The organism is Sporosarcina sp. Y1009, from assembly GCF_057669865.1.
In genome coordinates, this window is record NZ_JBYHFO010000003.1 from 40,916 (window position 1) to 55,311 (window position 14,396).

Sequence of the window (14,396 nt, forward strand, 5' to 3'; positions counted from 1 at the left end):
CAAGGAAAATGTCGATATCTGTCTAGTAGTGTTGAATAACCAGAATAGTCTAAAATTATATTGATTTATTGATTATTATGTTCTACGATAGGGATATTGATGAAAACTTGTTAATTATAGTGGAGGTGAATACCTAAAAGAAAGAATTTGACAGTCGCACAATTGAAAGTAGAAGAATCATCAAGATTCTATGACACCTAAGAACTTCACGAAAAGTATCGGAAGCAGCTTAAGGTGTTTTTAAGTTGGATTACTATTCTATCAAAACGATTCTGGGGGAAATGGACAAGCAGTTTAACAAGGGGGGAAGTTAATTGAAGAAAAAGAGAAATTCTATGAAAAAAGCCTTTAGTATACTAGCTACATGGCTAATGCTTTTTTCACTAATTACACCTGGATTTGCATCAGCAGCTGAGTCAAACTTGAAAGTTTCTCATTCCGTAAAAGAGACATTAGCTAGTTCACAATCCAAAGTGAATGAAAGATTACTCAGCGAATTTGAAGACAAAGAAAAAGTCACCTTTCTAGTAAAATTTAAAGAAAGCGCAGACTTAGATAGTATTGTTAATGACGCCAAAACAAATGCTAAATCGAAAAAGTTAACGGCTGGGGAATCAAGATTTCAACAAAGATCAGCAGTCGTATCTGAATTGAAATCAGTTTCTCTGGAATCACAGCACAATGTTGTCGCATTTTTGGAGGAATCAAAAAATGAACAAGTTGAGGACTTCCAATCATTCCACATTGTGAATGGGATGGCAGTAACGGCAACGAAAGAAATCGCGGAAAAGATCGCAGGTTTTGCGGAAGTAGAAAAAATCCTGCCGAATGAAGAACGACAGTTGCAGGAAGCGGTCATAACGGATGAAGAAACGCCACAGTCGACGATGGAAAATGTGGAATGGAATGTAGAGCGGGTAAATGCACCGCAAACTTGGGCACTAGGAATTGACGGAACAGGAACTGTTGTCGCAAGTCTCGATACTGGTGTTCAGTGGGATCATCCCGCACTTAAAGCGAAATACCGCGGATATGACGCGGGAAATGATATAGCAAATCACGAATTTAGCTGGTTCGATGCCTCAGGTGGACAAGCTGCCCCGTACGACGATCATGGGCACGGAACACATGTAACAGGCACAATGGTTGGGGGAGAATCAAATGGATCTAACCAAGTTGGTGTGGCCCCGGGAGCAAAATGGATTGCAACCAAGGTGTTTAATGCAGCAGGAAATACAACGGATGCGATTTTATTAAATGCGGCTCAATGGATTCTTGCGCCAGGTGATCGTGTGGATATGGCTCCCGACGTTGTTAACAACTCATGGGGCGGTGGACCAGGTCTAAATGAATGGTATCGTGACGCGGTTCGAGCTTGGAGAGCTGCTGATATATTCCCGGAATTTTCAGCTGGAAACACAACATTGAGTAACCAGGGCGGACCAGGATCAGTTGCAGTACCTGCAAACTATCCAGAATCTTTCGCCACAGGTGCAATTGACATCGATAATCAGGTACCGAGTTTTTCGTTACGGGGACCATCTCCGTATAGTGAAATTAAACCTGACATTACAGCACCTGGGGTGAACATTCGTTCAAGTGTAGCAGGAAGTGGTTATCAAGGCGGTTGGAACGGGACGTCAATGTCTGGACCTGCTGTATCAGCAGTTGCAGCGTTATTGCGTCAAGTGAATGCCACTTTGTCGGTTGATGATATTGAACAAATACTGTTAGAAACAGCAACCCCATTAACAGATTCCCAATATCCAGAATCACCTAACAATGGCTATGGGTATGGACTTGTCGATGCATTTGAAGCAGTATCTTCAATTTTGGATGGTCTCGGAACGTTATCCGGGCAAGTAACGATAGATGGTGAGGATAACGAATCACCTACATTCGAACATACTGCACCAGCAGAAATATATGCTGGGATGAATTTAGACTTAAAGATAACTGTAAACGACAATATTAGTGTCGAAAGTGTTGAACTAATGTATAAAGACGAAACGGGAAGTTGGCAAACGGAGGTAGCGACGCGCAAGTCAGGAAACTATAAAACAGGCGAGTATAGTGCAGCTATTTCAGGTGAAAGAATCATAGGAAATTCTTTCACATACAAATGGAAAGTGAATGACTTTGGCAATAACCTAGTAGAGACAAAAGAATATGTAGTTGAAGTAAAATCTGGAATTACAATTGGGTATATGGAGGACTTTGAAAATACGCCTAATGGTTGGTATTCCTTTGGTGCCAATGATATATGGGAATGGGGAGAACCCGAATCTGGTCCAGGAAATGCTAATTCTGGTGAAAAGGTATACGGAACAAATCTTACTGGTGACTATAATAACTTGATGAATGCAACGCTTGTTATGCCACCAATTGATTTGCCAGAAGGGGACGCTTACTTACAATTTAAAAGTTGGCATAACTTTGAAGCGTCATTTTCAGGATTAGCTTGGGATTATGGTCATGTCGTCATTTCTACAGATCAAGTGGAATGGACACAGTTGCAGAAATTCCAAGGACTATCGGATGATTGGGAAAGCGCTGAAGTGGACTTATCGTCATATAGTGGACAACGAGTCTACGTAGGTTTTCATGTTTTTTCCGATAGCAGTGTTGCAAGGGATGGTTGGTATATCGATGATGTTGTCTTAGATGACGTCTCTCAATTTATTAGCGATGTTGAACCGCCTACATTTGAGCATATTGCACCATTGGGAATCTATGCGGATGAAGATTTGAATTTAAAAGTACTGGTAAACGATAACTTAAGTATCGCCAGTGTTGATTTAAGTTATAAAGATCCTAATGGTGAGTGGAGAGAAGTGGTTGCTCTGCAGGAGTCAGGAAGCGGAAGGTCTGGAGAGTTTAGTGCGATTATTCTTGGAGAATATATCACAGGGGACACCATTACGTACAAATGGACCATTAATGATTACGGAAACAATGAAGTGGAAAGTGAAGAGTATGTTATTGTCATCAACCAAGCAGTTACAATTGGTTATTTTGAAGACTTTGAAACCGACCCGATTGCCTGGAGTTCAGTAGGAGCAAATAATACATGGGAATGGGGCATTCCGACATCCGGACCTGAAAATGCTGTGTCCGGTGAAAATGTATTCGCGACGAATCTATCCGGTAATTATAGTCCGAATATGAATGCGACGCTTATTATGCCAGCAATTGATTTGCCTGAGGGGGATACCTTCCTACAGTTTAAAAGTTGGCATGACTTTGAAGAATCTCCGGCAGGAAGAGCCTGGGATTACGGTCATGTAGTCATTTCTACGGATCTTGAAAACTGGACACAATTACGGATGTTCCAAGGGAAATCAGATGGTTGGGAAGCTGCTGAGGTGAACTTGTCGGAATACAGTGGACGAGTCTACATCGGTTTTCATGGATTCTCTGATGGAAGTGTTGTAAAAGAAGGTTGGTATATTGATGACGTTGGAATATCGGCCACATCAGACGACTACGTGCCAGGGATTACGATTGGTTATTTTGAAGACTTTGAAACAGAGCCAGTTGGATGGGATTCTATTGGAACAAATAATACCTGGGAGTGGGGAATTCCAACATCAGGTCCTGATGAAGCTGCATCAGGTGAAAAAGTGTATGCAACAAATCTTTCCGGTAACTATGAAAGCAATATGAATGCCACACTTATTATGCCTGAAATTGAACTTCCAACAGGTAACGCTTACCTACAGTTTAAAGATTGGCATAACTTTGAAGAAAATCAGTCAGGAACAGCTTGGGATTATGGTCATGTTGTCGTTTCCACAAATAGTGGAAAGACTTGGACGGAACTACAAAAGTTTCAAGGTGAAACAGGCGGATGGATAGACGCAGAAATTGATTTGTCGGATTATAGTGGACAACGAATTCAAATTGGTTTCAAAGCCTATTCCGATGTGAGTAGCGTAAGGGAAGGTTGGTATATAGACGATGTAGCTTTGTCTGATACATCACTAAATGCCGCAACAACCGAAACGAACGAAAAAGAGTCAGCACAAGAAGATCTATCAGCTGAAAATAAACCAACGCTTCTTCCATTAGTCGCGCAAATAAGCGTGCTGGAAGCTGGAAGATCTGTCTTTACAAATCCCGCTGATGGAACCTATTCATTAAGGCTACCTGTTGGTGAATTCACAGTGAAAGCAGAAGCCTATGGGTATCAATCGAAACAACAGAAAGTGTTAATTGAAGATGGTGAAGTGAGAACAACGAATTTCACTTTAGATGAAATAACGCAAGGAACAGTTTCTGGTACCGTTACCAATGAATTAACCGGTGAAGGTATTAGCGATGCGACGCTTCTTCTAGTCGAAGATGCTAACAATTTACCAATTAAGACTGATGCAGATGGAAACTATTCTATCACGGCATTTGAGGGTACGTACACACTAAAAGTACTTGCACCAAATTATCACATGCAAGAACTAGAAGTCACAATCGGGGAAGATCCTATTGAAGTTAATATCGCACTAGAACCCTTCTACACATACCCCGGCGGTGAAATCGGTTATGACGATGGAACAGCTGAAAATGCTCATGCATTTTATGATGCAGGGAATGGGTGGGCAGTGAAAATGTCATTGCCAGAAGGAAAAGATACGGCGATTGTCACGGATGGTGTTTTTCGTTTCTGGGATACTGAATGGCCAGTACCAGGTGGGACTGAGTTTGCAGTCGAAGTTTGGGATACAAATACGGCAGGCAATCCAGGCGGGAAACTGGCAGGTCCTTTTGAAGCGACCGCATTGAGAGACGGCACATGGACTGTTGTTGACTTAGCAGAACATAACATCGTCGTTGATGGAGATTTCTATATGGTATATATCCAAACAGAAGCCAATCCATATGCACCTGGATTAGCCACGGATGAAAGTAGCCCTAATGCCGCAAGAAGTTATGAATATATTGACGGCACATGGCAACGATCACCAGCAGAAGACGGTAACTATATGATTCGAGCCCGCGTCGCTTACGAAGTGGACAAACCTATGATCACTTCTCCTGAGGAAGGGCTAGTAACAAACACGAAAAATACGATAATTAGTGGAACTGCAACACCAACCAATCAGATTCAATTAACAAATAATGGAGTAGAAGTTGACGTTGTAGAAGTTGGGACGGACGGTAATTTTGCCATTCCATTGGAACTAACAGAAGGTGAAAATAAATTAATCGCAGCAATCCTGGATAACGGATTGCCAGTAAGTAAATCTGATTCGGTAACAGTAATTTTGGATACGATAAACCCAGAACTTACCATTACTAGCCCTCAAGACGGTGATCGAACAGATCTTGAAAATATCACGGTAGAGGGGACTGTAACAGATGCCAACCTTGATTTTGTGACAGTGAATGGCGAACAAGCAACGCTTGCAGATGGAAGCTATTCTAAACAAATCATGCTGGCAGAAGGGGTCAATGAAATAACAGTAATTGCTGTGGATAAAGCGGGCAATGAGCAATCTAAAACAATCGAGATTACTTTCGAGACGGAGTCAGACTCACCTCCATTCGAAGAAATCGCTTACGACGATGGGACAGCGGAAAACGGCTGGACGTTTTTCCATCATGGAAATAAACGAGCGGTTAAGATGTCCTTACGGGAAGGTGAAGATTCAGCGCGCGTAACGGATGGGCTCTTCATGTTTTACGGGGCATGGCCATCGCCTGGCGGAACAGAATTTGAAGTAGAGATTTTGGATGATACAGGCGTTGATGATTGGACAGGGGAAAGAGGATTCCCTGGGGAAGTAATTGCAGGACCATTCACAGCAGAAGCTAAACGAGATGGCAGTTGGACAATTGTTGATTTATCAGGACACGACATCGTTGTGACTGGTGACTTCTATATGACTTATGTCCAAACACAAGACCATCCTTATGCACCTGGTTTAGCATCAGATGAAGATGGTGTCTATTCGAACCGAACCTTTGAGTACAATATAGGCGAAGGTTGGTGGCGTCCACCTACTTCAGATGGAAACTACATGATTCGAGCGCGTGTTGACTATGATTTGCAAGAACCAGTTATCAAAAATCTAGAACCAACAGAAGATCGAATTGTACAACCAAGTGATGAAGTAGAAGTATCCTTTACAAGCGACGTAATCGGTGGGGATGCCTCCTTTACAGTACAATTCCCAGGTCAAGTCGAAACACAATCGTCTGGTGAAAATAGCATGGAAGAAATTGAACCAGGTGTATACAGTGGAAGCTGGACGGCGCCTAATATTGCTGTCGAAGATTTAATTATCGTTGCCGAGTTAACAGACACAGACGGCAACAGCTTTACAGAAGAAGCGTCTGGGAAATTAACAATAGTTCCAGAAGAACCAGAAGCGCCGACCCTTCCTGTCATTGAAAATGTACAACCATCAACCGATCAATCTTTACACCCGGGTGATGAGGTTGAAATTTCATTTGCAAGTGATTCAATAGGCGGAGCAGCAAGCTTTACCATCCAACTCCCAAGTCAACTAGGACAACAAGCTACCAGTGGAAATCCAATGGTTGAAGTGGAGCCGGGGGTCTATAAAGGCACATGGATTGCGCCAGATATTAATATTCAAAACCTGGCAATCGTCGTCGAACTGACCGATACCAACGGCCTTAAAGTGGTAGAAGAGGCTGCAGGAAAACTATCGATTAGTCAAGAGGAACCATCCATGCCTGTCATTGAAAATATACAGCCATCAACCGATCAAACTTTACAACCGGGTGATGACATTGAAATCGCATTTACGAGTGATTCAGTTGACGGGGAAGCGAACTTTACAGTGCAACTTCCTAATCAGACTGGCCCACAATCTACTGGGAAATATCCGATGGAAGAAGTCGAACCGGGAGTATACAAAGGAACTTGGACAGCACCAGATATAGCCGCTGGAGACTTGATCATCGCTGTTGAATTAACCAGTGCGGCGGGAAATAAAACAACCAAAGAAGCGGCAGGAAAAGTGACAGTTGTTCAAGAAGAACCTGAGGTACCAGGTGATCCTGTCATTGAAAACCTACAACCGTCGACTGATAAAACAGTCAAGCCAGGAGATGAAGTCGAGATTTCATTTACCAGTGATTCGGTTGGTGGGGAAGGTAGCTATACGATTCAGCTTCCAAGTCAAATAGGACAGAGTTCTGCAACTGGAAATACGATGGAAGAAATCGAACCAGGTGTTTATCAAGGGACATGGATTGTGCCAAATGCATCTGTAGAGGGCTTAACCATCGTCGTCGCATTGACCGATGAAGCCGGAAATACAACAACAGAAGAAGCAACAGGAAAACTAACAATCGTTGTAGAAGAGGAAGAACCTGAAAAACCTGAAATGCCAGTGATTACAAATCTACAGCCATCAACCGATCAATACGTAGTAGCGGGTGACGAAGTAGAAATTTCATTTAACAGTTCTGAAGGTGGAGAAGCAAGTTTTAACATTCAATTGCCTGCGGAAATGTCAGCACAATCTGCTTCGAAAATGCCTATGGAAGAAGTGGAACCAGGCGTTTATAAAGGAAAATGGAAGGTTCCAGCTAACCTAAACCTCAGTGCTGCTGTCATACAAGTTGAACTAACAGACATGGCAGGTCAAAAGGTTACTAAGGAAGCAGATGGAAAAATAGAAATCTATCCGGATGAATTAGAACGAATCTCTGGTCAAGATAGATATCAAACAGCCATCGAAGTAAGTCAAAAAGGCTGGACGAAATCAGACACAATTGTCATTGCAAGAGGCGATGATTATGCTGATGCATTAGCTGGTGTACCGTTTGCTTACCAATTAGACGCACCGATTCTACTCACAGTGAGCAATAGAATCTATGAAGAGACATTAGCTGAAATAAAACGACTCGGCGCTAAAAATGTCATCCTATTGGGCGGTCAAAATGCAATCGATGAGTCCGTAGCCAAAACGCTTGAGAAAGCGGGCTTAGATGTAAAACGAATTGCAGGAAAAGATCGTTTTGAAACAGCTGCCAAAATCGCATCAGAAGTTGCGCCGGACGGAGCTAGTAAAGTAGTTGTTGCGAATGGCATGGATTTCCCAGACGCACTATCTGTTGCATCTCATGCAGCAAAAGCTGGATTGCCAATTCTCTTAACGCAAGATGCTAAACTACCTGTGTACACAAAAGAAGCGATCGATGCACTTGGCATAACAGAAACGATTGTTGTGGGTGGAAAATCGGTCGTGACAGAAAATGTAACAGACGAGCTCCCTAAAGTAACACGTTTAGCGGGCGCAGATCGATACGAAACGAATATCGAGATTGCTGAACACTTCGGTATGCAAAACAAGCACCTATACGTAGCCACTGGAAAAACGTATGCAGATGCGTTAACAGGAGCTGTTTTAGCTGCGAAGAACGGAAGCGCCGTGATACTCGTTCATGATAGAGTCCCAGAAGTCGTCACAAATTACATCACAGAAAACAAAACAAAACACCTCACCATTTTCGGCGGAGAAACAGCCGTTAGTAAAAAAGTGGCGAGTGAATTAGAGAAATTACTAAAATAGTGAGAACCCATCCTCGAATAATGAGGATGGGTTTTTTGATGGACATTGTCGAAATAAGAAGAATAGATTAAATAAAAAAATATCTTATTGATTTAATCAGAAAGATGTTCTACGATTATTATAATGGTCTACTTTAAGGGGTTTGGGGGATGTTGAAAATGAAAAGATATATTGTAATTGCTGTTCTTTTACTTATCGTTATACCGCTCATTATTTGGACAAACCTCGAACTCAAATTAGAAGTAGAGGAGGGAAAAGGCTTGAAGAAGGATATTGTCAAAGAAGAAAAATTCGATCCAAATAAATTGAAGTCTGATAGGGAGAACACACTCGAATTTTCACTAACCGAAGATCCTGAGACAAATACAATTATATACACGATTAAAAATGAAGGTAACGTCAAAGAAACTTTGTCATTCACAACAAGCCAAAGATATGACTATGTGCTAAGCAGCGAAGAACACGGATTGATAGAACGATATTCCGATGGTAAGAACTTTTTGCAAGTATTATCAGAGATTACGATTATGCCAGGCGAAGAAGTTAAATACTCAATAACGCTACCAGAATTACAGGCGGGTACTTATACATTAACCGTTAATTCAGCTGCAACCGGGGTAAATAGTACTACTAAAACCCTTTTATTTACAAAGAATTAATAGTAATTACATGACTAAATTAATAAGTATAAACTCATATAATAATTTGACTATTTAACGGATTAAGACTAGACTATTAATTGGGACGAGAATATTTAATAGATTAGGAGGAAATTTGTAGAGTTATTAGTCGATGAGTGCTAAACAAACATCATCTAGGGGGGAAATTGATTGAGAATCAAAAGAAGTTTTGCCTTACTCTTAACGTTTCTACTAGTTTTCACTAGTAGCGCAATGGCGGCAGCTGGACCTGTACAGTTGAAAGACGAGCGAACGAAACCAGTTATAAGCCAAGAAAACTTTAGTACAGAAGATGAACAGACGTATAATGCGACAGATAAAGTCAGAGTTATTGTTGAGGTCGAAGGCGATCCAGCAATTACTTATGCAACAGAACAGGGAAAAAAGTTCAGTGAATTAGCTGAATCTAAAAAATTAGAACTACACAATAAGGCATTAAGTGCACAAGAAAAAGTAAAAAAACAGATCACAAGTAAAAATGTGAAGATGGAACTAAAACAAAACTTTACAACAGTATTTAACGGGTTTAGTGGAATCGTAGAATACAGTGAAGTTGAAAAAATCAAACAAATTTCAGGCGTAGTCAATGTAAGCGTTTCAACTGAATACGAACGTCCAGAAGCTACACCAGATATGAAATATAGTAAGGAATTGGTGGAAGCACAAAGAGCATGGGACGAGTATGGCTATGACGGCGAAGGCATGATTGTCGGCGTAATCGATACAGGTGTCGATCCAAGTCATAAAGACTTTGTGTTAACAGATGATTCAAAAGCAACATTAACTGAAGGCGATGTTAATGGCGCAATCGGGGAACATGGTCTTCCAGGAACATTCCATACAGAAAAAGTGCCTTACGGCTATAACTATATGGATGAAAACCAAGAAGTTCTTGACCTTGGGCCGGGTGCATCTATGCATGGTATGCACGTTGCTGGTACAGTAGGTGCAAATGGTGATGAAGATAATGGTGGGATTAAAGGTGTTTCCCCTGAAGCGCAAATTTTGGCTTTAAAAGTATTTGGTAATGACCCAGGAATGCCTTCAACATGGGGCGACATTTATATTAAAGCAATTGATGATTCTATCATTTTAGGTGCAGATGTACTGAATATGAGTTTAGGATCAACAGCTTCATTCGTTTCGGCTGATAATCCAGAACAACAAGCAATTGCAAGAGCAGTAGAAAACGGCGTGTTAATGTCAATTTCTGCTGGTAACTCAGCGCATTTAGGAAATGGTTTTTGGAATCCATATGCATCGAATCCTGATATTGGTGTCGTAGGTGCACCTGGTTTATCTTATGACTCACTACAAGTAGCGTCATTAGAAAACAGCTTCATGGATATGGATGCAGTATCGTTTTCATTTGGTGAACAAGAAGGACTTGCACCATTCATGTCGGCAAGCAGTGTCCACCCAGATGATTTGTCTGTCAAAACATACGGGTTAGAATATGCTGGCCTTGGTGGAACGGATGCAGATTTTGAAGGGAAAGACTTCGAAGGAAAATTCGCACTGATTGTACGTGGAGAATTTGACTTTGTTTCAAAAGCTAGAAATGCACAAGCAGCTGGCGCGGCAGGTGTAATTATTTACAATAACGCAGACGGCTATGTAAATATGGCAACTGAAGCTGATATTGTCATTCCACAGCTATTTATGCTGAAAACAGATGGCGATAGACTGGCTGCACAAATTCAAGATGGTGTGGAAGTAACAATTTCGTTTGACGGAGAAAAAGTAACATCCGCGAACCCTCTTGCAGGTAAAATGTCAGCTTTCACATCTTGGGGAGTAACGCCTAACTTAGATTTCAAACCGGAGATTACAGCACCGGGTGGAAATATCTTATCAACACTCCAAGATGATGAATATGGAACGATGAGTGGTACTTCAATGGCTGCTCCACATGTATCAGGTGGATCTGCAATTGTCCTTCAGCGTGTTGACGAGGACTTTGAGTTAGAAGGAAAAGAACGCGTTGAAATGGCTAAGAATATTTTGATGAATACTTCTAAACTTGTACAAGATAAAGGAACAATTCAGGGAATGTTTGGATTCGACAATCCATATTCGCCTCGTCGACAAGGTGCTGGATTAATGCAACTTCATGCTGCGTTAAGTACACCGGTAGTTGTGACTGAGGAGAATACAGGAGAAGCAAAAGTAGCGCTTAAAGAAGTCGGAGATAATATTAGTTTCACATTAGAAGCGACAAACTTTAGCGATGCGGCTGTAAACTATAATGTTGATGCAAACGTTCAAACTGATTTAGCTTTGTTTGGAGAATTAGGCTATGCAGTTGACGAACTCGAAGCACAAGAAATCTCAGGTGCCGTTGTAACACTTAATGACGGTGCGTCAACGATAGAAATTCCAGCAAATAGTACTGTTTCAATTGAAGTCGAGATCGATCTAGCAGCAGCTCAAGTATTATCTCCAAACGCTGGTGGCTATGTTGATCCTGAAGAAATCTTCCCGAATGGTTATTTTGTGGAAGGTTACGTAACATTATCAAATGAAACACAACCAGAACTTTCTGTTCCGTATGTCGGATTCAAAGGTGACTGGAACGCGGCACCTATTCTTGATGAATTAGCTTACGATGGTAATGATTCATACTATGAACAAGCAGGATTGCTCACGACTAGTGGAGATAACTTCAATTACCTTGGATATGATCCAATTACTAGAGGGAAATCTGTTGCAAATATCGCAATTTCACCAAATGGTGATGGGGCGCATGATGATGCAATCCCAATTCTATCATTCTTACGAAATGCGAAATTAGTTGAATACAATGTGTTAGATGAAAATAAAAATCCGTTACGTAAACTTAAGTCTGAGAATGACATTAGGAAAAACTATTTTGACGGTGGATCAGGCGGAGCCCAGACCTACAGATTAAATTCATCTGTTGCTTGGGATGGAACTGTGAAAAACAAAGTAGTAGCAGATGGACAATATTATTATGAGATTTCTGCAACAATTGATTATGCAGGAAAAGAAGCACAAAAAGTTCAAATTCCTGTAATTGTCGATACTGTAGCACCAGTAGTATCAGCAGATCTTGAAGGCAATACAGTAACATTCAGTGCTACTGACGAAAGATCCGGCATCGCTTACGCAGAGTTATTAGTAAACGGTGAGTCTGTTGGCGCAACAAACGGGGAAGAGACAGTACATGTCTTTGAAACGAAACTTCCAGCTGGTTCCACAGTTTCAGTAGTCGCAGTAGACTATGCTGGGAACTCATCAGTAAAAGTTATTCAAGGTGTGAATGATACAACGCCACCTGTAATAACACCAGCGAAACCAGGAACAGGCACTGTCTATAACACAAACGAAGTTCAAGTAACTGGAACTGTATCAGATGCTTCGGAAATCGTTGAGTTTAAAGTAATGGGACAAGATGTAGAGTTAGTGTATGACGCTGAAAAAGGTCACTACAACTACGATACAACAATCACTTTTGAAAACGATGGCTCACATGTCATTTCATTTTATGCGAAAGATGTAGCAGGCAATGAAGCATCACTAGCAAATAGCCGATTTGTCATAATCGATACAACAGCTCCTGGCCTTGAAGTTAACGCTCCAGCAGTAGTTAGTATGGATACAACTTCAGTTGAACTTGTCGCGCACGTGACAGACAATTTCGATGAAATCAGCTATTACGTAGATGGAAGCGAAGTGTTTGCTCAAAATCAATCTGGCTATGACATGGTTGCATTTGACAAAGAAATAACGACAGAAGTTGCTGTAGCACCAGGCAAAAACGTCTTTGAACTAAAAGTCGTTGACGTTTCGGGTAATATAACAATTGAAGAAATCGAAGTTATCCGTGAAAACATTTCACGTGTTTCTGGAAACGACCGCTACGACACGTCGGTAGAAATCAGTAAAAAAGGTTGGGATTCTGCTGATACAGTCGTACTTGCACGCGGAGATAACTATGCAGATGCTTTAGCAGGTGTTCCATTAGCACATAAATTGAATGCACCAATTCTATTAACTGGTAGCAATAAAATTTATGACGCAACATTGGACGAGCTTGAGCGTCTAGGTGCAAAAAATGTCATTCTATTAGGTGGAGAATCTGCAATCAGCAAAGCTGTGGAAACTCAACTTGAAGAAGACTATGAAGTAAAAAGAATTGCGGGAGAGAATCGTTTCGATACAGCAGCGAAAATTGCTACTGAAGTTTCACCAGAAGGTGCTTCTAAAGTAGTTGTTGTAAACGGTATGAACTTCCCAGATGCATTATCTGTAGCATCACATGCAGCACAAGAAGGCTTGCCAATTCTATTAACAGAAGCGAACAAGCTTTCAACAGAAACGAAAAAAGCACTCACAGATCTTAAAGCAACTGAATCAATCGTGATCGGTGGAACAACAGTTGTTTCGCAACTAGTTGAATTAGCGCTACCAGATCCGACTCGCTTATCAGGTGCAGACCGTTTCGCAACAAACATTGAAGTCGCAAATCACTTCAATGCAGAAAGCGATTACGTTTACGTAGCGACTGGACTCACATATGCAGATGCATTAACTGGCGCAGCACTAGCAGCGAAAGATAATAGCACAATCATATTGGTCGGTCACTCCGTACCTGAAGTTGCATCAGATTACATCACCGAAAAAGCATTTGAACGCATCACGATTTTCGGCGGCGAATCAGCAGTAAGCAAAAAAGTATCCGATGAGCTGGAACAATTAATCCAGTAAACGCAGTACCAAAACTAGAATCCACTAATACTGGATTCTAGTTTTTTTATGAGTTTTTTAAAGACTTGTGAATTCTACTCAATCGGGATTGAAGTCTGCCCAAATACCTTAATAGTATCTAAACTAGAATCCCGCATACAGATTCTAGTTTTTTAAACTCATAAACCTAGGATGTCCGCTCAATCACCTAAAACCAGCGATTATGTCCGCCCAATTCCAAAAGATCCCCGCTCAATATCAAGATGTCCGCTCTATCAAACGATATTCAGTCCAAACCGCTCCCACAACTACAAACCCCTTCACACTAAAATAGGTAATAGGTGTTTACTCCCAATCCATAAACAATTTACTAGTCATTACTACTACCTAACTACCCACCTAATATAGGCCAAATCATTCAAAAACGACATACTAATACAAATTTTCTAATAACTTATAG

3 protein-coding genes and 2 pseudogenes are annotated in these 14,396 nt (G+C 41.2%); all 5 read left to right on the forward strand.

The genetic code is table 11. The annotated features are described in order from the left end of the window. Window positions 1-314: 314 nt before the first annotated feature. Window positions 315-2,678, forward strand: a pseudogene (locus AC25Y1_RS04855) (S8 family serine peptidase); the annotation flags it as partial. 348 nt (window positions 2,679-3,026) lie between these two features. Next, a pseudogene (locus AC25Y1_RS04860) lies at window positions 3,027-4,493 on the forward strand (carboxypeptidase-like regulatory domain-containing protein); the annotation flags it as partial. Window positions 4,494-5,018: 525 nt separating this feature from the next. Then, window positions 5,019-8,546: a cell wall-binding repeat-containing protein gene (locus tag AC25Y1_RS04865; RefSeq protein WP_488147026.1), complete on the forward strand. Its 3,528-nt coding sequence runs from the start codon at window positions 5,019-5,021 to the stop codon at window positions 8,544-8,546. A 158-nt stretch (window positions 8,547-8,704) separates the two neighbouring features. Next, the gene (locus AC25Y1_RS04870) at window positions 8,705-9,205 is read left to right on the forward strand and encodes a BsuPI-related putative proteinase inhibitor (RefSeq protein WP_488146830.1); all 501 of its coding nucleotides are present in this window, start codon (window positions 8,705-8,707) and stop codon (window positions 9,203-9,205) included. A 171-nt stretch (window positions 9,206-9,376) separates the two neighbouring features. Then, window positions 9,377-13,957: a cell wall-binding repeat-containing protein gene (locus AC25Y1_RS04875; protein WP_488146831.1), complete on the forward strand. Its 4,581-nt coding sequence runs from the start codon at window positions 9,377-9,379 to the stop codon at window positions 13,955-13,957. The last annotated feature ends 439 nt before the right edge of the window (window positions 13,958-14,396 follow it).